The sequence below is a fragment of the Draconibacterium halophilum genome (genome assembly GCF_010448835.1).
In the GTDB taxonomy this organism is placed as follows: Bacteria; Bacteroidota; Bacteroidia; order Bacteroidales; family Prolixibacteraceae; genus Draconibacterium; species Draconibacterium halophilum.
The window spans coordinates 2,275,182-2,296,115 of sequence record NZ_CP048409.1; the positions used below are offsets into that span (position 1 = coordinate 2,275,182).

General features: G+C 39.3%; 19 protein-coding genes. 6 read left to right on the top strand and 13 right to left on the bottom strand.

All coding sequences use genetic code 11. The features are described 5' to 3' along the window. From G0Q07_RS09160 to G0Q07_RS09170, 3 genes are all read left to right on the top strand, one after another. Nucleotides 1-1,842, top strand: coding sequence for an MFS transporter (locus G0Q07_RS09160; RefSeq protein WP_163345809.1), 1,842 nt, complete (start codon nucleotides 1-3; stop codon nucleotides 1,840-1,842). A 227-nt stretch (nucleotides 1,843-2,069) separates the two neighbouring features. Continuing rightward, the gene (locus G0Q07_RS09165) at nucleotides 2,070-3,383 is read left to right on the top strand and encodes an SO_0444 family Cu/Zn efflux transporter (RefSeq protein WP_163345810.1); all 1,314 of its coding nucleotides are present in this window, start codon (nucleotides 2,070-2,072) and stop codon (nucleotides 3,381-3,383) included. A 32-nt stretch (nucleotides 3,384-3,415) separates the two neighbouring features. Further along, nucleotides 3,416-4,105 (top strand): 3-keto-disaccharide hydrolase, encoded by a 690-nt coding sequence (locus G0Q07_RS09170; protein ID WP_163345811.1) that lies wholly within the window; start codon nucleotides 3,416-3,418, stop codon nucleotides 4,103-4,105. 3 nt (nucleotides 4,106-4,108) lie between these two features. Here G0Q07_RS09170 and G0Q07_RS09175 read toward each other — a convergent pair whose 3' ends face one another. The 4 genes from G0Q07_RS09175 to G0Q07_RS09190 all read right to left on the bottom strand — a co-directional run bounded on the left by G0Q07_RS09175 (nucleotide 4,109) and on the right by G0Q07_RS09190 (nucleotide 6,841). After that, nucleotides 4,109-5,356: a DEAD/DEAH box helicase gene (locus tag G0Q07_RS09175; RefSeq protein ID WP_163345812.1), complete on the bottom strand. Its 1,248-nt coding sequence runs from the start codon at nucleotides 5,354-5,356 to the stop codon at nucleotides 4,109-4,111. A gap of 167 nt (nucleotides 5,357-5,523) precedes the next feature. Then, the gene (locus tag G0Q07_RS09180; protein WP_163345813.1) at nucleotides 5,524-5,937 is read right to left on the bottom strand and encodes a threonyl-tRNA synthetase editing domain-containing protein; all 414 of its coding nucleotides are present in this window, start codon (nucleotides 5,935-5,937) and stop codon (nucleotides 5,524-5,526) included. Nucleotides 5,938-5,986: 49 nt separating this feature from the next. Beyond that, complete coding sequence (locus G0Q07_RS09185) at nucleotides 5,987-6,460, bottom strand: heme-binding domain-containing protein (protein WP_163345814.1); 474 nt, start codon at nucleotides 6,458-6,460, stop codon at nucleotides 5,987-5,989. Between the two features lie 72 nt (nucleotides 6,461-6,532). Next, complete coding sequence (locus G0Q07_RS09190) at nucleotides 6,533-6,841, bottom strand: heme-binding domain-containing protein (RefSeq protein WP_163345815.1); 309 nt, start codon at nucleotides 6,839-6,841, stop codon at nucleotides 6,533-6,535. Between the two features lie 149 nt (nucleotides 6,842-6,990). Here G0Q07_RS09190 and G0Q07_RS09195 point away from each other — a divergent pair, with 149 nt between their 5' ends. Beyond that, entirely contained in the window at nucleotides 6,991-9,174 is a 2,184-nt protein-coding gene (locus G0Q07_RS09195; RefSeq protein WP_163345816.1) for a T9SS type A sorting domain-containing protein, read from the top strand. Between the two features lie 17 nt (nucleotides 9,175-9,191). Here G0Q07_RS09195 and G0Q07_RS09200 read toward each other — a convergent pair whose 3' ends face one another. Continuing rightward, nucleotides 9,192-9,665, bottom strand: a complete 474-nt coding sequence (locus G0Q07_RS09200; protein ID WP_163345817.1) for a phosphoribosyl-AMP cyclohydrolase — start codon at nucleotides 9,663-9,665, stop codon at nucleotides 9,192-9,194. Between the two features lie 42 nt (nucleotides 9,666-9,707). Continuing rightward, nucleotides 9,708-11,102 (bottom strand): redoxin domain-containing protein, encoded by a 1,395-nt coding sequence (locus G0Q07_RS09205; protein ID WP_163345818.1) that lies wholly within the window; start codon nucleotides 11,100-11,102, stop codon nucleotides 9,708-9,710. 113 nt (nucleotides 11,103-11,215) lie between these two features. On the opposite strand from G0Q07_RS09205, the gene G0Q07_RS09210 reads away from it, so the two are divergent. Further along, nucleotides 11,216-12,118 (top strand): glycosyltransferase family 2 protein, encoded by a 903-nt coding sequence (locus G0Q07_RS09210; RefSeq protein WP_163345819.1) that lies wholly within the window; start codon nucleotides 11,216-11,218, stop codon nucleotides 12,116-12,118. A 44-nt stretch (nucleotides 12,119-12,162) separates the two neighbouring features. Here G0Q07_RS09210 and G0Q07_RS09215 read toward each other — a convergent pair whose 3' ends face one another. From G0Q07_RS09215 to G0Q07_RS09240, 6 genes are read right to left on the bottom strand one after another with little or no spacing between them, the layout of a single operon-like run. Then, a complete protein-coding gene (locus G0Q07_RS09215; RefSeq protein WP_163345820.1) occupies nucleotides 12,163-13,206 on the bottom strand; it encodes a DUF4097 family beta strand repeat-containing protein in 1,044 nt (347 codons plus the stop codon). 57 nt (nucleotides 13,207-13,263) lie between these two features. Beyond that, on the bottom strand, nucleotides 13,264-13,860 hold the full coding sequence (locus tag G0Q07_RS09220) for a hypothetical protein (protein ID WP_163345821.1): 597 nt from the start codon (nucleotides 13,858-13,860) through the stop codon (nucleotides 13,264-13,266). Between the two features lie 4 nt (nucleotides 13,861-13,864). Beyond that, nucleotides 13,865-14,419, bottom strand: a complete 555-nt coding sequence (locus tag G0Q07_RS09225) for an RNA polymerase sigma factor (RefSeq protein ID WP_203532710.1) — start codon at nucleotides 14,417-14,419, stop codon at nucleotides 13,865-13,867. A 60-nt stretch (nucleotides 14,420-14,479) separates the two neighbouring features. Continuing rightward, complete coding sequence (locus G0Q07_RS09230; RefSeq protein ID WP_163345822.1) at nucleotides 14,480-15,160, bottom strand: tRNA/rRNA methyltransferase; 681 nt, start codon at nucleotides 15,158-15,160, stop codon at nucleotides 14,480-14,482. Between the two features lie 33 nt (nucleotides 15,161-15,193). Then, nucleotides 15,194-15,889: a BlaI/MecI/CopY family transcriptional regulator gene (locus tag G0Q07_RS09235; RefSeq protein ID WP_163345823.1), complete on the bottom strand. Its 696-nt coding sequence runs from the start codon at nucleotides 15,887-15,889 to the stop codon at nucleotides 15,194-15,196. Between the two features lie 30 nt (nucleotides 15,890-15,919). Beyond that, a complete protein-coding gene (locus tag G0Q07_RS09240) occupies nucleotides 15,920-16,615 on the bottom strand; it encodes an aspartate/glutamate racemase family protein (RefSeq protein WP_163345824.1) in 696 nt (231 codons plus the stop codon). 83 nt (nucleotides 16,616-16,698) lie between these two features. Here G0Q07_RS09240 and G0Q07_RS09245 point away from each other — a divergent pair, with 83 nt between their 5' ends. Beyond that, nucleotides 16,699-18,675, top strand: a complete 1,977-nt coding sequence (locus G0Q07_RS09245; protein ID WP_163345825.1) for a peptidase U32 family protein — start codon at nucleotides 16,699-16,701, stop codon at nucleotides 18,673-18,675. Between the two features lie 87 nt (nucleotides 18,676-18,762). Here the strand turns inward: G0Q07_RS09245 and rho are convergent, their stop codons facing one another. Next, nucleotides 18,763-20,616 (bottom strand): transcription termination factor Rho, encoded by a 1,854-nt coding sequence (rho, locus tag G0Q07_RS09250; RefSeq protein WP_163345826.1) that lies wholly within the window; start codon nucleotides 20,614-20,616, stop codon nucleotides 18,763-18,765. Nucleotides 20,617-20,934 lie beyond the last annotated feature (318 nt).

A 20,934-nucleotide genomic window follows, 5' to 3' on the forward strand; every position in this document is an offset into this window, starting at 1 on the left:
ATGGCTAATACAAAAGATCAACGCAGTCCCTGGTCCTGGATTCCCACACTTTATTTTGCCGAAGGATTACCCTATGTAATTGTAATGACTCTTTCGGTGATTATGTACAAACGGCTTGGTATTTCAAACACCGATATTGCATTATACACCAGCTGGTTGTATTTGCCGTGGGTGATAAAACCCTTATGGAGCCCCATTGTTGATTTGTTGAAAACCAAGCGCTTCTGGATTGTTATTATGCAGTTGGTTGTTGGTGTTGGATTGGCGGGTGTGGCATTTACTATTCCTGTCCATAGTTTTTTTCAATATACGCTGGCATTTTTCTGGTTACTGGCTTTTAGCTCGGCAACACACGATATTGCTGCCGATGGTTTTTATATGCTGGGATTGTCGCAGGGCGATCAGTCGTTTTTTGTGGGCATCAGAAGTACATTTTACCGCTTTGCCATGCTTACCGGGCAGGGGCTTTTGGTGATTCTTGCCGGAGCTTTGGAAACAGCTACAGGGTTGGAGCCCCTCGAAGTCAATGTTACAAGTCAAAATATTCCGCTTCAGGAAATTTCGTTTAAGCCTGAAAGTTATCAGCAGTTGCACGAGTCGGGCGATATCTATTTTGTGTCGGAGAGCGACGTAAAAGTGCCCATTGGTTTAATGCCAAAAGAACAGGCCGCTGATATCAAAAAAAGTGTAGATGAATGGAATATCAAAAATAATTATTACGCTGGTGAAAAGGTAGTTGCTGCAAAAGATGAAGGCTGGTGGACTCGAAAAGTGTCTGCTCCGTTAAAAGAAACGCTGAAAGAAAAATTCAATAAAGAAACCGTTGACCTGAGTTCGGAAGTTGGTAACCTGGCAATTATTCCTATTCAACTCTCCACAAAGCCCGAACCCGGTGAGCAGGTAGTGCTTAATTTTGGTTACGAAAAAGGCGATGCCAGTATAAAACTGGTAAAAACTTACCGCTATGAATTTGATGAAACCAACTGGGATAAGCCCGCTTTTGCACTTGTTCAGCTCGATCCGAAACTAAAAAAGGCCACACAAACAACTTTTGTTGGCCGTTCGGGAAATATAAAATTTTCGTGGTCGGTAGTTATGGCTTGTATTGCTGTTTTGTTTGTGGCATTCTCGCTGTATCACCGTTTTGCTTTGCCACATCCAACAACCGATGTTGCCAACAAAACCGAAGGAAAAAGTGTGTTGGCCGAATTTTTCGAAACCTTTGCTGCCTTTTTCCGCAAAAAGGAGATTGTTTCTATCATGTTATTTCTGCTGTTGTACAGGCTGGCCGAGTCGCAGCTGGTAAAGATGGCTTCTCCATTCTTGCTTGATGCCCGGGAGGCAGGAGGGCTGGGAATTACTACCGGAGACCTTGGTTTGGTTTATGGAACGGCGGGAATGATTGCGCTTACCATTGGTGGAATTCTTGGCGGTATTGTAGCCTCGCGAAAAGGTTTAAAATACTGGCTTTGGTGGATGGCACTAGCCATTAATCTACCCAATCTTTGTTATCTTTTGCTTTCATTGTTTAATCCCACATCATTATGGTGGATATCTGCTGCCGTTGTGGTTGAACAGTTTGGTTACGGCTTTGGATTTACAGCTTATATGCTGTTCTCCATTTATGTTTCGGAAGGAAAACATAAAACCGCGCACTACGCTATTACTACCGGTTTTATGGCCTTGGGAATGATGATTCCCGGAATGTTGAGTGGCTGGTTACAGGAAATAATCGGTTACCAGAGTTTCTTTGTGTGGGTGATGATCTGCACCATTCCGATCTTTTTGGTGTTGCCTTTTGTAAAAGTCGATTCGAAGTTTGGTATTAAGGAGAAAGAGTAATTCGGGGTATTAAGTTGTTTGAAAATAGCGTGATGTGCTATTTTGTAAGCTCTCTGCAAAGACTTTAACCATCCTGTGGATTTATCATTTCTTGTTGCGTTGGAATGGGGAATAATGGAACAATGTTAAAGTTGCGACGATTCTTCTTCGCTACAAACAGACCTTACGCAAAAATAAATTCAGCAAGAACAAGCAAGAGAGCCGTTTGTTCTATAAAAAAACAAGAAATGGAATACATTCAACAATATATTGGCGAGTTATGGTATTTAGTAATGGAAATGGCGCCCTGGCTATTATTGGGCCTTACTTTTGCAGGAATTTTCAAGGTTTATTTTCCACAAAAACACATCGATCGTTACCTTGGTAAATCGAACTTCAAATCGGCATTAAATGCATCATTGCTTGGTATTCCAATGCCATTGTGTTCGTGTGGTGTGATTCCAACAGGTATTTCGTTTTTTAAGAACGGAGCATCAAAAGGAGCCAGTAATTCGTTCCTTATATCCACGCCCCAAACCGGTGTAGACTCTATATTCGCAACGTATTCAATGTTGGGGTGGCCGTTTGCCATTTTGCGCCCGATAGTAGCATTTGTTACGGGAATTGCCGGAGGCGTACTTACCAATGTTTTTGTAAAAGACAAACCAGAGCCAAAATCGACTTTTCCATTTGCAAATTTATCGATAGATGTTGCCACCGTTAAAGGAGAGGAAACCTGCGATGATGATTCTTGTGGGTGTCATGATGACGAAAAAATTGATAACCGACACGCATTGGTTCGTGTGGCCGATTATGCTTTTATCGAAATGTTACAGGATATTGCCAAATGGTTGATTCTTGGATTTTTGTTGGCAGCTTTAATTTCTGTAGTTCTGCCAGACGACTTTTTTGGCCGTTTCCAGGGACTGGGCATGGTTGAGATTCTCGTTGTTTTGCTGGCGTCGGTTCCTATTTATATTTGCGCTACAGGATCGATTCCTATTGCCGCTGTTTTGTTAATAAAAGGAGTATCGCCCGGTGCTGCGCTGGTATTTTTAATGGCTGGCCCGGCTACCAATGTGGCAACCATTACTGTGCTTGGAAAAACAATGGGACGTAAATCCCTGATCGTTTACCTTGCGACAATAATTGGTGGAGCTGTATTTTTTGGTTGGTTAACGAATTTGTTAATTCCTGCCGACTTTTTATTAAGCAAAGTAGCCATGTTGCACGATGGTGCGCATGAACATGAAGTATTGCCAAAATGGTTGCAGTGGTCATCGTCTGTTTTGCTTATTGGTTCTATGCTTTTGGGCTACTTCCTCAAAGACTTTTTCAAAAAGCGGCGGATTGCCCAAAGCACCGGAGAAACTTTTCGGGTGGAGGGTATGACTTGTTCGCACTGCGAAGCAAATGTGGTGCGTAATCTTCAGAAAATTAAAGGAGTAAAATCGGTTGTTGCTGATAATAAGAGTAATACGGTAAAAATAAGTGGTTCAGGATATAAAACTGACAAGGTGAAAGAAATCGTAAATGAATTAGGCTATCGTTTTATTGGATGACGTTGTCATCTTTCGTAATTTTAACAAAAAACATGTCTCGATCAGGTTTAATTCATTTTGTTTTTGTGTGTGCTACTGTAATGCTGTTTACATCTTGTAACAGACCGGCAAAGAACAATAATCAGCAAAAGAAAACTCAGCAATACACACCTAATGTGCCCGAGGGGTGGCAAGCCTTGTTTGATGCGAATACACTCGAAAACTGGAAAATAACCTCATTTGGCACCGAAGGTCCGGTAAAGGTTTCGGGAGGCAGTATAATAATTAATTACGGCGATGGTTGCAGCGGGATTACCTGGACAGATACTTTCCCAAAAGTAAACTACGAAATACAACTGGAGGCACGAAAAATGGTTGGTAACGACTTTTTTTGTGGTATGACTTTCCCTGTTAATGATGATTTTTGCTCCTTGATTGTTGGAGGGTGGGGTGGCCCTGTTGTTGGGCTCAGTAGTGTTGACGGGCAAGATGCTTCGGATAATGAAACACAGGTGCTGAAATATTTTGAAAAGGAAGTGTGGTATAACATTCACTTACGGGTAACCGAAACTTCAATCCAGGCATGGATCGACGATGAAAAATTGGTTGATCTCAATTACACCGATCATGAATTAAGTATTCGGCCTGAAGTAGCGCTTTCAAAACCTTTTGGAATTTGTACTTGGATGACAACTGCCGAGCTTCGTAATATTGCGATGCGGAAATTAGAAAGTGTGCAATAAGACTTATTTTTTCTTTTTCTTCTTCTTTTTTTTCTTTACGTCTTCTAATTCACGATCGTTATCGCGCATTAGTTTCTGCCAATTGAAATCGGTGTCTTTTGTAAAATCAAGCGTTTCTTTGTACACGTTTTTATCAATCTCAAGACGATGAATATCTTTGCCCAAAAATCCCTCAATTTCGTCCAGAATTTCTCGTTCTTCCGGGCTGCAAAACGTAACGGCTTTCCCTTTTTGATTGCCGCGGCCGGTACGTCCCACTCGGTGTACATAGTTTGCTGCAACTTCAGGAAGGTCGTAATTTACAACAAAATCAACGTTCGGAATATCAATTCCACGGGCACTCACATCGGTAGCAATAAGTAATTTTAGTTGCCCACTTTTAAAACGTTGCATGGTTTGGTCGCGTTCTGCCTGATCTTTGTCGCTGTGAATAGTATCACTATCAATTTCAACACGAGTCATCGCCTTTTTCACGCGCTCGGCACGTACTTTTGTTCGTACGAACGCCAGGATTTTTGCTTCCGGATTTTCGCCAACTAATCGTTCCAGAAAAGCTCTTTTATCATCCAATTCAATAAAAGCTACCTGGTGCTCAATGGTTTTTGCCACCGGATCTTTTGGCGAAATTTGAATGCGAATAGGCTTGCTAACCAGCGAATAAGCAAGTTTTTTAATCTTTTTATTGATGGTTGCCGAGAAGAACAAGGTCTGACGCTTTGAAGGAAGAAAACGCATTAAGTCATTGATATCTTTAATAAAACCAAGATCGAGCATGTGGTCGGCTTCATCTAAAATCAGCGTTTTCACATCCTGCAGTTTCAGGTAGCCTTGACTAACCAGGTCGAACAAACGACCGGGAGTAGCTACCAAAACATCGGTACCGCCTTGTAAACGGCTGATTTGTGGATCCTGATCAACACCACCGATGATAACCGTAATTTTTACACCTGTATTTTTGGCAATGGCTAAAAATACTTCACTGATTTGCTGTGCCAGTTCGTGCGTGGGTGCCATAACCAAACAGCTTATTCCCACGTTTTTTTGTTTGAGTTTGCTTTGCTGGATATTATGAATAACCGGAATGGCAAAAGCCGCGGTCTTTCCTGTTCCTGTTTGGGCGATGGCCAATACATCTTCGCCTTTTAATACGGGCGGTATGGCTTTGAACTGAATATCAGTCGGACGACGGAATCCCTTTTTCTCCAGGTTGGTCTTTATGGTGTTCGATATGGAATATTCTTCGAATTTCACTTGTGTAATTTTGTGCAAAGATAACTGAATTTATCAAGCAGAAGTTAAATCGATGAAATGAGCACTGATACTGTGAATTGGTGAGCTGGTGAGACTGTGAGAAGATGCGAAATTGTTTAATTGTATTTCAACTTTTTTCTTTTGCCCTTAACCTTTTGCCTTCAAATTTAAAGCGTTGCCCAAATGCGTGCCAAAGAAAATCCGGGCGCTTTAATATTCAGATCGAGGAAATAGCCAAATGGTGTTTGTGCCGTTTTGAAATCGGCATTTTGCAGTCGTTTTTCAGCCAAATCAAACAGTTCTTTTGTAAAATCAACCGATGCTTTTGATTCTGATAGGTGAGCAAACGAGTGAAGAATTACGCTTTTGCAATTGTTTTTTCGGGCTGTCCATTTCAGGTGGTTTACCAGCTTTTTCTCCCTACTTTTCACATCCTTCTCTTCGTCACTTTCTTCAACCTGGATAAAGGCCAGAATTGAGTCTGAGAATTGCGCACCTTCCGTAATCTCTTCCACGTCATCAAGGTTTTTTCGTGCGGGTTGGTACGAAAACTCCTCAACATACATTACCAATACTTTCATCTTTACATTTTAGGGTAAAGATAGTATTTATCAAAATATTCGTAAAATATTATTCGCTGGCAGCGTTTGCCAGTAATTCTTCGGCCAGTTTTGTGGTCCAGTTGCAGAGTTCGGCAATTTGTTCATCGCTTAACTTTGCTTTCGGGTGGATGGTACGATATGATTTTAAAGGCATGGATTTTCGTTCCGTTTCCTGACAGATTTCTTCCAGAATGGTAATTTTTTCAAAAATGTCCATGGCTGCCCATTCCGAAAAATTGAGTTCGGATTTACCTTCACTAATATGATCATTCACCATCCACGAAACAGGGGCAATATTGTTGTACCACCAATAGTTGGTATGGTTCGAGTGGCAATCGAGGCATGCAGTCGTAAGTATATTTTGGATGTTTTCAGGAACTTGCTCCTGATTAAAAATGTGATTGCTGCTTACTTCACCGTTATTTTTTTCCGGCTGAAAAAACTGGAGAACGATAAAAGCAAGCAGCAATGATATTACTAAAAATCGAAGTATTCGTCGCATATTACATTCCTTTTACCAAGGCTTCTGCTTCTTTTTTCGACCAATTCAATAATAATTGTCTATCCTCTTCGCTCAATGCCTTATCAGGAAATCTTTCCAGAAACTTTTTGGGGGCATCTCATTTTCATCAAGTACTTCTTCAATTTCTTTGTAGGTACTTATCATTTTTATTTTCGACAGGCTGTCGAGTTTCTTGAAATCAAGCTCTTTTTTTCCGTCTTCATTTTTCGAATCAGTGTTGTGACATCCAAAACACGAATTTTCGATGACCGCTTTTACATCATCGGGCATGGCTTTCGCTTTTGTTGGTTTATCCGTTCCAAAGGCAAGCAGAGACAACATAAAGAAGGCAGCAGCTAATAAGGATAATGATTTTTTCATAATTTATATTTAATAGTTAATGATTTTATGCAATATAAAACACAATACTCGGGTTTTTGTTGAAAAGTTTCATGATTGACATGAATTGATTAAAAAATACTTAATTTACGCGGAAATTATATTATTTACCCTGCGAAAACCATTTGAAGATGCGTTCGTATATTCCATTTCTTATTTTACTGATTTTAATATGTAATTCAGTAAGTGCACAGTTGTCGGAAGGAGGATTTCCTTTGCAGGTTGTAGCTTTAAAAAGTGCCGATAGGGCGTTTGTAAAAATGCCGGTACTAAAACAACGTGTTGTTGATGCTGCTATTGCAGCGAATAAAGAATCTGATAATCAGTTAAAAGCACTAACTTTTGCGCATGCTTTTAATGTTGACTTTCGTCCATCAAATTCTGGAGTTTGGTATTCAACAAATTCTGGTTTTAATGTTTGGCGTATTACAATTTCGTCAGAAAATGCCTATTCATTAAACCTTATTTTTAACGATTTTGAGTTAAACGACAAAGGGCGTTTATTCATTTACAACGAAGAAAATAACCATTATCTCGGCGCTTTCACATCACAGAATAATAAAAATTCACACAAATTTGCAGTTGCGCCGGTTGCAGGAGATGTAATTACCGTACAGTATGAAGTTCCCGAAGATGAAGGAACACCGGACGATTTTGCAATTTCTCGTGTAAACCACGATTTTATGGGAATTTTAAAGTTTGACAGAAGACCAATAAACGGGGAAGCGGCCGGTGAATGCAATGTTGATATAAACTGCGAAATTGGCGATAGCTGGAATCAATTAAAAGACGCCGTTTGTCGGTTAATTGTGGATGGCAGGGAAGTATGTTCCGGTACCTTGGTAAACAATACCGCTGAAAATAAAAAGCCTTATGTACTTTCTGCTTCGCATTGTTACGATGAATGGGGCCTGGCTGAAACGAGTGTTTATACGTTTAATTACGAAAGTCCGTATTGTGCACCTTTGGATGGAGATCCCATCCATTCGCTTTCGGGAGCGATTATGAAAGCACATTACGATAGCCTGGATTTTGCTCTGGTGGAATTGGATGATCTTCCACCGCCAGGTTTTCGACCCTATTATGCAGGCTGGGACCGATCGCCGGAACTGCCTGATTCATCAGTTAGTATTCACCACCCGATGGGTGATGTTAAAAAGATATCGTTTGACTACGATGCACCGGAATATGCAACGTTTACCTCGTCGACGATTAAAAATCCAACAAATGGATCGTTAAATATTTTGCGTTGGGAAGAGGGAGTTACTGAAGTAGGTTCTTCGGGCGGTGCATTGTTTAATATGAATGAACAGGTGATAGGAACATTGTCAGGAGGTGCTGCACATTGTGGAAATCCGGTGAACGATTATTTTGCCCGTTTTTCCATGCAGTGGGATTACAGTTCAGATTCAACAAAACAATTAAAATACTGGTTAGATCCAATTGGAAGTGGTGACTTATCATTAAACGGAAAACAATTTAACACCGGTGATGATTTGTGCAATGCTTTCACGCATTTAACCGATGCCGATGAGCATGGAAATATTGCCATTGTCATTTCGGGCGAAATTGAAGGTTATTGGGGCGGAACAAATTCGGTTGGAATAACGGAAATAGTGGAGCGCTTTGCTATTGATGGTGATGAGATTTTAGATGGAGTTTCGTTTGGTGTTGGCAAACTGGTTACTCAGAACAGGAATAGCCGGATAACGGTGAAGGTTTATAATGGTAAAAGTTTTCCGGAAGTTTTGCTCTACAGCAAAGAGGTTACTATTGATAACTGGGCCGAGGATGCCATGAACTTTGTTGGTTTTGACGAAATGGTAGCGCCCTCCGATACTTTTTTTGTAGGGCTTGAATTAAGCGCTGTTAATGCTGCCGACACCTTTGCAATTTATCAGTCGTTGCGCGATTATGAAAATGCCGACAATCATTTGTATTTGCTGCAAAATGGTATCTGGCAAAGTTTCTCGTTGTTGAATACGCAAAACTATGCGATGGTTAATGTGATGGAACTAGTTGCCTGTGATTACCGCGTAATAACAGACACGCCAGTAGTTAAGCAGCCTGAAAATGTTTGGATATATCCAAACCCAACCGCCAGCGAACTGAACATAGAATCGGATAAAGAAATTGATTCGGAGAATGTTGTGGTGTATAACCTAATAGGGCAGGAAATGAGAACTTCAATTTCTCAGAGAGATCCTTACCATGTAAAATTGAATTTGCTGGGCAAAACACCCGGTGTTTATTTCGTTCGCTTTCCTTACGGAAATGCTTTCGTTACCCGAAAAATTTCATTTGTGCCCTGGTAACTATGCTTTTCATGGTATTATTCCGGCTGAAAAGGAAACGACGAATGGTGTAGGTTTAATTTCAGCGAGCCGTCAGTAGCCCGGAAAAAACCCATGGTGTATTCTACTTTTGTTTCCGTTCCGTTGGCATCAATAAAAAAGTAGTTGCCCATAATGATTGCCTGATTAATGTTGGCGATAAAACCATGTACTTCAAAACGTACTTTTTCCCAGGGCTGAAGAGCGAATCCCTGGTCTTCAGGAAACTTGTCATTTTCTCCAACAAAATACGAAAGGGCTTCTTCTTTGTTTGCCCTGAATTGCGGATCGGTAGCTTTTGTAGGCTTAAAAAGAACTTTGCTTTCGCCATAGCCGTATAAGTCGGCAATATGTTCTTTTGCGGCTTTTACATAATCACCTTTTTCCGTGAAAATTTTTCCAATATGAATTATGCCGTTTCCCCAGTCATATTGACGTTGTAAGATGTCTTCTTTGCTGAATTGCTCATTCATAATCCTTTAATTTTTATCCAAGATAACAGGAATGAATGAATGTTAGTTCAATTCATGCGGAATAATTTCTTTTAACTGCTCGATAGTCATTTTTTTGCCGGTAATCTTTTTGTTTTCATCCAACAGGTAAATGCCTGGCGTTTGTCGTGCATCGTACTTAATTTTAAAACGCGAGGAGTGATCTTTATCCCAAACATTAATCCAATCGAACATATTGTGCCGGGTTAAAAATTCGGCCCATTCTTCCTTGTCGTCCATCGAGTAAATGGCGTAAACTTCAAGTCCTTTTTCTTTGTTGGGCAGGTATACTTCTTTGTAAAACTCAGGAACAAAAACTTTGCAGTGCGAACAATTGGGCTCGTAAATAAGCACAGCCGTTATTTTCGAATCGATTTGGTGCAGGTTGACAAACTCGCCGTCAAAACTTTCGAGTGTGAGATCGGGAGCAATTTCGCCAATCAAATTGTCTTTCATAAAAAGTACATTCTCGCGAATTGCCTCAAGCGATTTTTCTGATGCCCAAAAAGCCTCGCCACTTAAATAAAAGTCGCGGGCAATATCAACAAACAAGGCATCCATTCCCATAATATTACTGTTGATGCTGCTGTTCAGAAAAAAAGATGTGGCAAACTGAAAGATGCGTTTATTGGGTTTTACATCTGCTAAAAAATCGTAAACGTAAGGTTTTACAGAATCGTAGTCAGGGTACAATACTTTTGTGAACCAGGTTTCAATCTTCGATTTATAAAAAGGCGTGAACAGGTAGCGTTCGTCTGTATAATCGAAATAATCCCAGTAATGATCTTGTTGATAGTTGAATCGAGCTCGGAGAAGTAATGAATCGTTTTCTGCAATTTCATCTGGCAGTGTCGACTCATCGAGTGCCGGAACGTAATTGGCCGTTATAAATTTATATAGAAAAGAGTCAGGGAACTTTCTATTCACCATTGCCCAGTAATTGTGCATTTCGTCATTTAGCGCTTCGCGTTGTTTAGTAATTTTGTCCTTTACGGCTGCATCTGCGTTTTTGTAGGCTTCATTTAGCGAGGCGCTTTTTTGTTGTAACTCGCCCAGAAAATTTATGTAGTCAATAAAAGCTTCGGATTCCGGAGCGCCTTCAATCTTCGAATCTTTGCCATTAAAAGTGGCATTGCTTAATTTGAAATTCTGGTCGGCACCCAATAAAAAATCAAAATGGGTGTCTTTATCAACCAATATTTTATACAATCCTTGTGTTAAAAGACTATCGCCGGTAAATGTACCTTGTCCGTTTTCATCAAGTGTAGTTTTATCGGCAGCATATATTTTACCAAGGTAATGATAGGCAAGCTGAACCGTTTTATTTGGAGCTCCTTCAAGCTGTATTTTTATGTTGTAGTTTTGTGCGCTAAGCTGAAAACTAAAGATTATAAAAAACAGAAATATTAATCGTGTCATAAGCAATTTCAAATAAAGTCTTAAAAATATAATAATTACACGAAATGGCTTCTTTACATTATAATTGTTTTGAACGCGAAATATTGTAAATTCAAGCCCTGTAAAGAGAAACTATGCTTTCGGTAAATATCCCGGTATATAACATTGAAGTGGTAGATTTGGTGAACAACCTTCAGCAACAGGCCACAAGTTTAGACATTGATTTTGAGATCAGAGTGTACGATGATGGATCGGATGAGATTTTTAAATCGCTGAACCGAATTGTAAAAAGCAAACCCAATGTTGTTTACCAGGAAATGGACAAAAACCTTGGCAGAGCTGCAATTCGCAATAAAATGGGCGCCGAGGCGGAGTTTAAATGGTTGTTGTTTATTGATGCCGACTCGAAAGTTATCAGCCCAAACTACCTTAGAAATTACCTTGAAAATTTGAGTGAGAATCGTGTTTTATGCGGTGGAACAGCTTATTCAAAACAAAAACCGGCTGATCCTGAGAAACTGTTTCGATGGACTTACGGAACAAAACGTGAGGCCGTAAATGCAACGGCCCGTAACCACAGCAAAGGATTTATTATTACCTCCAATAATTTTTTTATTGCAAAGGAACTATTCAAACAGGTGCATTTTAGGGGAGAATTGCGCAAGTACGGGCACGAAGATACATTGCTTGGTTATGACTTGTTTTGTGCCGGAGTTGAAATTTTTCATATTAATAATCCGCTGGAACATACTGGTCTTGAAAGTGCGCAGGCATTTTTGAAAAAGAGTTGTTTGGCGCTTGAGAATTTGAAAAAAATAGGAGAGGAGATGCTTGATGGTGAGCGGACCTTTTATCGACAGGTGAACTTTTTGAGAAAATATAAACGAATAACATTTTTCATTCCTCCGGTAATTATTGGGCGGATTTTCAGAAAGTATCGCAGCAAGATGGAAGCGAATTTAAAAGGTAATCGCCCATCGTTACTGTTTTTTGATTTGTATAAACTGGGCTATTTTGCAAGCATAAAAAACCGCTGACAAATATTGCCAACGGTTTGAAATTATAATGTGTTGATTAAGTTCTATTCATCCAGTTTAATATCGCCGTAACGACTTCTAACTGTAACTTGTCCACCATCTCCCGAGCCAACTTTTCCTACAACTGTACTTTTGTGATTATCTTTTATTCTGTTTCCTGTAAATTCATCTTCGGGGTACGAAACGCCGCAGTAGTCACAACTGGCATCAAGCGAATAACTGGCATCGTCAAGTCCCAGCGAAATCTGACCGTAGCTGTTCGTAATGTCTATGAAATCAAAATTAGGTCCAACTTCTTCTACTTTAATTCCTCCATAACCCGATTCAACTTTTAAGCTCTTCGCCAGTTCTTCAATTTTGATATTAGTATATTTTATTTGTGCAGAGAGCGACTCCAGCTCTTCAAATTTAAATTTGTCGTATTTCGATTCGATTATTACCGATTTACATTCTTCCACGGTAATGTTCGAGTATTTTGATTCGATATTTAACGAGCTTGCTTCTTCAATATCAATAGGTGAGTAACTCACATCAACATCCATGTGCGAAACTTCGCCAATATTTGCGTTACCGTAGGCCAGCGTTAAGTTCAGCGAACCGCTTTCGGGTGTAGTTAGTTCGTAAGCCGTAAAGTTACCGTATTTGCAGATAAATTCGCCGTTTCCGGTAAGTCGGCCAACAATAGTATTGCCGTACTTATTGTTTATCTTCAGGTCTTTATCCGAAGGAATATTTACTTCGTAATCGATGCTGAATTTTCGTTGGCTTTTAAAGTTCCTTTCAATTTCAGTTACAGCTTTTACGAGACTTCCAGATTTTCTGATGTTCACCTCAATCATATCAAGCAATTCATCAGCCTTCCTTTCGTTTGGTGCATCCACTGTTATCTCAACATGGATGATTACTGAATCACCTTCGATATTATTGATTTTAACTTCTCCAAAACGGTTGTCTATTTCCAACGATGATACTTCATTGTTCAACCATGATTCACGGAACTCCTTTGTTTTTTCCTCAGCCAATACTGTTGTTCCGGCGGATAAAACGCCGATTAAAAACAGTGCTGCAATTCTTTTTAATGTTCTCATTTTATTCTGGTTTTAATTTTAATACTACTATTATTTCGTATGCGATAGTCATTTTGGTTAAATGGCCATTGCTTCCTGTTTCGCTTCTTGTGTTTTCTGTTGTACTTCTTCTAATTTTGTGATGATTATATTGATTACACTAAGCTTAGCCTGATAATATTCTAACATGGCATTTATTACACGTTGGTCGTTTGGGTTTGCTGCCAAATCTTTTTGTAAGTTTTGGTACAGTGTTTCAAACTCTGCAAGTTCGTTGTCCATCATATTTTGCTCATCTTCCGATATCATACCTTGCTCAATCCATTTGTTCCACTGATCAATTCCTGTGTTTATAGAGTTGGTATAATAATATTCAACTTCCTGGTATTCCGGCGAAACAGATGCAAGACTTATGCTTGCAGCCTCTGACTTTGAATTAATAATACCCTGGTTATCAGGTGAAAAATATATAAATGCCTGGTTGGTAGCCAGAAAAGCAAATACAATAACTGCTGCAACTTTCATAATCAAGTTAAGACTTATCGTCCTTCGTGCTTTATGTTGTGCATCAAGCTTTGCCTCAAAACGTGCAAAGTGGCCTTCCATTGGTTCGTTATCGTTTAACGCATCAATGTTTTCCAGTATCAGTTTTTCTATGTTATCTCTTTTTTCCATTTTCTTAATTGTATGAAAATATTTCCTTCCCTTTCAGTATATCTCGTAACTTGTTTTTTGCTCTCAGCAGCTGGGTTCTCGAAGCTGAATTCGATATACCCAAAATCTGGCTGATCTCGTCGTGGTCGTACCCTTCAATCAGGTAAAGACTTAACACTACACGGTACCCGTCAGAAAGTTCCTGAATGGCCTGTTTCAAAACTTTTGCATCCAGTTCGCGTGTATCCATTTGGTACTCGGCAATTTGTGCAGTACGTTCGTTTACCTCTTCGAAATGTACTTTTCGTTTCTTTAAATAATCCAATGAACGGTTTACAACAATACGCTTTAACCATGCCCCGAAGCTTACTTCGCCTTTATAGGTGTCGATCTTATTAAATGCACTTAAAAAGGCTTCCTGCATAACATCTTCGGCTTCCATCTGGTCGTTTACGATTCGCACACTGACGCTGAACATGGCTTTGTAATAAAGCTTGTACAGTTGGAATTGTGCCTTTCGGTTTCCTTCCTTGCACTGATCGATCATCTCCTGATGAATATTTTTATAAAGTGTATTCAATCGCTTATTTTTCTGATTCAATGACGATGGCAATAATTCAATGTTGCATACGTTTCGGAATTATTTTTTGTTTTCGAGTATTTTATTGCAGAAAGAGTGAAGTAAATGAATATCATCCTGTGTTAAGAAGCTTATGCGCTCCAGGAAACGCGGGAAGATATTACTTTCTGGTTTAAAGCCGGTTTCAACCAAAAGCCGGTTGACTTTTATTTTTAGCGCGGTAAAACTTTCTTCATTTTTTTGCTCCACAATTTTTTCAGCATAATTTAATTTCGATAATTCGTAAGCATACAGCATAACTGCTTGTGCGAGATTTAAGGATGGGTACGTCGTTTGCAGCGGAACTGTAGTAACGAAGTCGCAAAGTTTTAGTTCTTCATTTTTTAGCCCCGACTCTTCTCTTCCAAAAACTACAGCAACATTTTGAATGGAATTTCTTTTTGCAGTGATAATCCCGGACAGTTCTGGTAGCGCGTAATAATCGGCTTTTACCGATCGTTTTTTGGCAGTGGTTCCAATTATCAGCTCGCTGCCTTTTAAAGCTTCCTGAAGTGTTGTGAATACTTTTGCTTTTTCAAGAATGTCGTTGGAAGCATGTGCCAGCCATCTGGAAGGCGGACTTAAATGATCGCACGGATTAACGAGGTATAGCGTGCTAAAACCCATGGTTTTTAAAGCGCGGGCAGAAGCACCAACATTTTCGGGTGTTGCCGGCTCAACCAGGATAAATGTTATTTCCATTCGGTATCGTTATTTCCGAACGAAAATAGCTTTTTATAATGAATTATAGTACTTCACCAATTCAATCAATTTGTCTTCTTTGCCGGGCTTTACTTTATTCTCTTTTATAAAATCCTCAACTTGATTCTGATGATCGGAGAAAAAATTTCTCAAATCCTTTTTGGATTCCACCTTCACGGCAGCTTCCTCATTAAGTCTTAAATAATAGGAGTGTGGGCGTTCAACAAATTTAGCCGGTTCGGGATCTTTGTAAGGAGCTGCTTCTTTTGGTTTTTGGTAGCGTACTTCAGGGCGTGCATATAAATTTACATTTCCTTCGGTTAAAAGTATAAAGTAACCACGTTTAATTTTATTACCGATTTTATACGGAATATTTGAAATTATATTTTCTCCAACTACAGCTTTTTCAACAATTTCAGGTGCCGCAATTGCCAGAATTTTGTTATCGGGCGTTTGAAACTCCATTTCGTCATTGAAAATATTATAGCGTAAAGGAATGTCGTTAAACTGAATTTTCTGATAGGTATAAACGGTGCCATTAATAAATTCATCATCTAAAAATGGAGAACCATCAATATCATCTTCAGTGAGCGTATTCCGATATTCTCCACGTTGCATTTTGTTCGATTCAAAGAAATCAATTGCGTTACGAATATCATAAATGCTTTGGGCAAAAAGTCCCGCAGTAGAAAGTAATAATATGGCGATTAGAGAAATATATTTTTTCATGGCTAATATTTTATGCTGTTAATAGTTGTGTTATTCATCTGTAATAGCAAAATCGGCAATGGCTTTGGCGTGTAATTCCAGCGTGCTCAACAACGGCTGCTCAAAGTCATCCTGGTTTATCAGTAAAGGAATTTCTGTGCATCCAAGAATCATGCCTTCTGCACCTTTTTCGGCTAGTTTATTCATTATTGCCAGAAATCCGGTTTTGGTTTCCGGCAGAAAAATTTCTTTTAATAACTCATTTAATATGGAGTAGTGAATAAATTCACGTTCTGGTTTTTCGGGTACGATAACTTCGATATTTTGCTCGGCCAATCGTTTTTTATAAAAGTCGAGTTCCATGGTTTCGCGTGTTCCCAGAAGCCCCACTTTTTTGAGCCCTTTAGATTTTATGGCAGCGGCTGTGGCATCGGCAATATGGAGAATTGGAACATCAATTTCATTTCGTAACTGCTCGTAGGTAAAATGAAGCGTGTTGGCACAAAGCGCAACAAAATCGGCACCGGCAGTACAAACTTTTTCGCTGGCTTTTTTAACGATCGAATATACTCCATCGCGGTCGTTTTCCTGGTTACAGGCATAAATTCTGCCGTAATTTACGGAGTACAAAATAATTTCAGGAAAGGTTAATCCACCCCGTTTTTTATTTACCGTTTCGTTAATTATTTTGTAGTATTCCTGTGTCGATACCCAGCCTGTTCCTCCAACTAATCCTATTGTTTTCATTTCTTAAGTTTGTTCTTTCAAAAGTGCTAAATAATTTAGGAAGGTTAAAATATATTATTGCTAATTTTGCCCGAAAATAGATTATGCAAAAACCGGAACTTCTTTTACCCGTAGGAAATCCAGAATCTTTTTACGCTGCTTTGCGTGGTGGAGCTGATGCTGTTTACCTGGGATTAAAACAATTTAATGCTCGCGGAAGGGCAAAGAATTTTACCAACGGCCAGCTTGTTACCATCTTACAAGAAGCAAAAAAGAAGAACATCCAGGTTTATATTACCCTTAATACAGTAATAAAAAACAACGAAATTCCGGAATTACTTGATTCCCTGAATTTTTTGAATCAGGTTGGCGTTCATGGCGTTATCATTCAGGATTGGGGCGTATTTTATATCGCTCGAACGTATTTTCCAAACCTGGTTTTGCATGCCAGCACACAAATGGGAATTCATAATTCTACCGGAGCTAATTATGCACATAAAAAAGGTATAGAACGAGTTGTACTTGCCCGCGAACTCACCTTGCGAGAACTCACCAAAATTTGTAAAAAAAGTGAAGTTGAAACCGAGGTTTTTATTCATGGTGCGCTGTGTTATTCTTTTTCAGGAATGTGTTTGTACAGCAGCTATGCGGGAGGCAGGGGTGCCAATCGCGGGCTTTGTACACAGCCTTGCCGACGCACTTACACAGCCCAAAATGCAAACCAGTACCTGTTTAACCTGAAGGATAATCAATTGATTGATTTGGTTGCCCGTTTCGGGAAAATGGGCGTGAACAGTTTAAAAGTTGAGGGGCGCATGAAATCGGGAGAATACACTTACCGGGTAGCGCAGGCTTACCGAATTGCGATGGACGAGCCTGCTGAACAGGAAAAAGCAAAAGAGCTTTTATCGCTTGATTTTGGACGTGAGAAAACAGCATACTTTATGGGGAAAGACATAAAAACAGCAGTTGCAGAGAAAACAGTTGCCGGTGTTTTTCTTGGGAAAGTAGAACGAATAAAGGGACAGTATATTTGGTTGACTTCGCACATGAACATTGAGCCGGGTTTTCGTTTGCGTTTTCACATTCCGGGCACTGAAAAACAGGAAACAGTGAAAGTGCGCGAAATGGCTAATGAGAATGGATTGTTTCAAATTCATTCGGGAGGAAAACAGGTAAAAGCAAATAGCGAAGTTTATCTGTCGGGGATTAACGATGTAAAGTTTCCATCGAAACTGGAGGATACCCGAACTCATTTTAAGGAACTGAAATACGGGCACAAACAAAAGATAATAGGAGCTTTGAAAGGCAAGGATAATGCCCGGAAAGAGGAATTTTATTTTCGTATTAATTCGATGGAATGGCTGAAGAAAATGAACCTTAATGAAATGGATGGTTTGTTTTTGGCTTTTTCAAAAATTACCTGGAGCCGTTTTGATCCGGAGGTGCCATTCATTCAAAAGTTTAAGGGGAAAATCTATATCGAATTGCCAAAATTTATTCAGCAAGATGCCATACAATTTTACCGCGAATTGATTGCCCGAATGGTGAAATGTGGATTGCAAAACTTTGTTGTCAGTCATATTTCGCAGGTAGATTTGATTCCTCCAAAGTGCCGGATTATTGCCAATGAGAATGTGTATGTTTTTAATGATGCTGCAGCCCATTTTATAAAAAAAGACGGAGTGAGTCGTTTTTCCTATCCACAGGAGATTGATTTTGAGACTTTATTTTCACTATCGCATAAAGATGGAATTGTGCCGGTTTATTTCTATCCCGAGCTTTTTCATTCGAGAATGCCAATTGCAATGAAAAATGGGACTGATGAATTGGTGGATGATATGAATATTCAGTTACGTCGTTTTCGTAGAAATGGTATCACTTCAATTGTTCCTCAGATTCCGGTTTCAATTTCGCAATCGAAAAATAAACTAGTAAAGAACGGATTCTATCGGTTTTTAATTGATCTGTGTTATGAACCGGTTTCAAAACACCGGGCAAAAACGGTAAAAAATCGTATTATGCGTTCAGAACAAATTCAACCTTCGAATTCTTTCAACTTTAATAAGGGTTTAAAGTAGGTGAGAACACCGGAAAGCTGATGTACAGGCAACAAAAAAGCAGGATCAAAACTGAACCTGCTTTTTCTATTTTATTGTTTTTACTTTTTATCCATCGTTCATCGAAGCAAGAAATTCTTCTGTACTTCTGGTTCGCATCAGTCTTGTTTTCATAAATTCCATTGCTTCCAATGCATTCATATCGCCAAGGTAGTTGCGCAAAATCCAAAGTTTGTCGAGCATCTCTTTGGAGAACAAAAGATCTTCGCGACGAGTACTTGATGTTGGAATATCCACCGAAGGGAAAATACGCTTGTTCGACAATTTTCTGTCGAGCTGCAGTTCCATATTACCGGTACCTTTAAACTCTTCAAAAATTACTTCATCCATTTTGGATCCGGTTTCAGTAAGAGCCGTGGCCATAATGGTTAACGAACCGCCTTGTTCAATGTTTCTTGCTGCACCAAAGAAACGTTTTGGTTTATGTAAAGCATTGGCATCAACACCACCCGAAAGTACTTTCCCCGATGCAGGTTGAACGGTGTTGTAAGCACGTGCCAAACGTGTAATCGAGTCTAAAAGGATAACCACATCGTGGCCACATTCTGTCATTCGTTTTGCTTTTTCCAATACAATGTTAGCCACTTTAACGTGTTTGTCTGCCGGCTCATCAAAAGTTGATGCAATAACTTCGGCATGTACGCTACGTGCCATATCTGTAACCTCTTCCGGACGTTCGTCGATCAAAAGTACGATCATATAAACTTCCGGGTGATTGGCTGCAATTGCATTGGCAATATCTTTCAGTAATACTGTTTTACCCGTTTTGGGCTGTGCAACAATCAAACCTCGCTGACCTTTACCAATTGGTGCAAACATATCAACAATTCGTGTTGAAATGTTGTCGTGGCCATTTCCTGTAAGATTAAATTTTTCATCAGGAAATAAAGGAGTTAAGTGTTCGAAAGGTATGCGGTCGCGAATAAATTCAGGGCTTCGTCCGTTAATCTCCTGCACTTTAATTAATGGGAAATATTTTTCTCCTTCTTTTGGTGGGCGAACAGTACCTCTAACCGTATCGCCGGTTTTAAGACCAAAAAGTTTTATTTGCGATTGTGACACATAAATATCATCAGGCGAATTCAAATAATTGTAATCCGATGAACGTAAGAAACCGTAACCATCTGCCAAAATCTCTAAAACACCGGTATTGGTAATAATACCTTCAAACTCGAATTGACGTTGTTTTTGGCGATTTCCCTGATGTTGGTTTTGTTGTTGGTTTCTATTTTGTGGTCTTTGGCGGTCGTCTTTTCCACCACTATTTTGTTTTTGCTGGTTTTGCTGAGATTGTTGATTTCTTTGCTGACCACCACGTTGTTGCGGTTGCTGCTGCTCTTTTTGTGGCTGCTCTTTTTGTTTTTGAACTTTTACTACAGGTTTTTGCTGCTCTTGTTTCTTTTCAGGAGCTTGTTCCTGCTGAGGGGCTACTTTGGGTTCCTCTTGTTTTTCAGCGTTTTCAACTTTTTGTGGTTTTTGAGCTTTCTCATCCTCGGGAGCTTTCTCTCTGTTAAAGCCTTTTATAATGGCTTTAATCTGGTCCTGACGAGTTTGAAAATTATCGTCATGTTTTTTGTCACCTTGTTTCTTTTTAGGACCCGAACCCACTTTTTCTCGCTTAACGGTCTCTACCCTTTGGCGTGGTCGTTTTGAACGGCGCGTTTCATCGGTATTCTGAGGATCTCTATCGATTTGTTTATGACGATTACCAGCTCCTCCTTTTTCTTCTTTAGGAGAATTCTTTGGGCCTTTCTTTTCAGCCTCAAGAACAGCTTGTGTATCTAAAATTTTATAAATGAGATCCTGCTTTTTGTAGGATTCTACACGTTTAATTTTGAGCTCTTTAGCGATCTCTTTTAATTCAGGAACAAGTTTCTTGTTCAGTTCTAAAATATCATACATTATTCTATGGTTATAACTTTTCTCGATTAATAATTGTTGAAAAATATTGGAACAATTGACGAGGAGGGTGATTTTCTTTTGAAATCGTGTGCAAGTATAAATAAATACCCGCTTGTAAACAAAAAATTGAAACTCTTTTTTCTTCCTCTTTCTTATTTTTAAGTAAAATTAAAATTTTTGATTCTTTTGTAAAAAAATATTTCCCAAATACGATTTAATTTAATCAGTAGAAAGTTCTGATTGTAAATACTATACGTTTAACAGGGCCAAATTGTTTAACTTTATATACAGGAGTTTTATTAAAATGCTTATAAAAAG

What these genes read in the sequence shown, in the direction of transcription:
- G0Q07_RS09160 (WP_163345809.1), top strand. Translation starts at nt 1, where the DNA reads ATGGCTAATACAAAAGATCAACGCAGTCCCTGGTCCTGGATTCCCACA.
- G0Q07_RS09165 (WP_163345810.1), top strand. Translation starts at nt 2,070, where the DNA reads ATGGAATACATTCAACAATATATTGGCGAGTTATGGTATTTAGTAATG.
- G0Q07_RS09170 (WP_163345811.1), top strand. Translation starts at nt 3,416, where the DNA reads ATGTCTCGATCAGGTTTAATTCATTTTGTTTTTGTGTGTGCTACTGTA.
- G0Q07_RS09180 (WP_163345813.1), bottom strand. Translation starts at nt 5,937, where the DNA reads ATGAAAGTATTGGTAATGTATGTTGAGGAGTTTTCGTACCAACCCGCA.
- G0Q07_RS09185 (WP_163345814.1), bottom strand. Translation starts at nt 6,460, where the DNA reads ATGCGACGAATACTTCGATTTTTAGTAATATCATTGCTGCTTGCTTTT.
- G0Q07_RS09190 (WP_163345815.1), bottom strand. Translation starts at nt 6,841, where the DNA reads ATGAAAAAATCATTATCCTTATTAGCTGCTGCCTTCTTTATGTTGTCT.
- G0Q07_RS09195 (WP_163345816.1), top strand. Translation starts at nt 6,991, where the DNA reads ATGCGTTCGTATATTCCATTTCTTATTTTACTGATTTTAATATGTAAT.
- G0Q07_RS09200 (WP_163345817.1), bottom strand. Translation starts at nt 9,665, where the DNA reads ATGAATGAGCAATTCAGCAAAGAAGACATCTTACAACGTCAATATGAC.
- G0Q07_RS09205 (WP_163345818.1), bottom strand. Translation starts at nt 11,102, where the DNA reads ATGACACGATTAATATTTCTGTTTTTTATAATCTTTAGTTTTCAGCTT.
- G0Q07_RS09210 (WP_163345819.1), top strand. Translation starts at nt 11,216, where the DNA reads ATGCTTTCGGTAAATATCCCGGTATATAACATTGAAGTGGTAGATTTG.
- G0Q07_RS09215 (WP_163345820.1), bottom strand. Translation starts at nt 13,206, where the DNA reads ATGAGAACATTAAAAAGAATTGCAGCACTGTTTTTAATCGGCGTTTTA.
- G0Q07_RS09220 (WP_163345821.1), bottom strand. Translation starts at nt 13,860, where the DNA reads ATGGAAAAAAGAGATAACATAGAAAAACTGATACTGGAAAACATTGAT.
- G0Q07_RS09230 (WP_163345822.1), bottom strand. Translation starts at nt 15,160, where the DNA reads ATGGAAATAACATTTATCCTGGTTGAGCCGGCAACACCCGAAAATGTT.
- G0Q07_RS09235 (WP_163345823.1), bottom strand. Translation starts at nt 15,889, where the DNA reads ATGAAAAAATATATTTCTCTAATCGCCATATTATTACTTTCTACTGCG.
- G0Q07_RS09240 (WP_163345824.1), bottom strand. Translation starts at nt 16,615, where the DNA reads ATGAAAACAATAGGATTAGTTGGAGGAACAGGCTGGGTATCGACACAG.
- G0Q07_RS09245 (WP_163345825.1), top strand. Translation starts at nt 16,699, where the DNA reads ATGCAAAAACCGGAACTTCTTTTACCCGTAGGAAATCCAGAATCTTTT.
- rho (WP_163345826.1), bottom strand. Translation starts at nt 20,616, where the DNA reads ATGTATGATATTTTAGAACTGAACAAGAAACTTGTTCCTGAATTAAAA.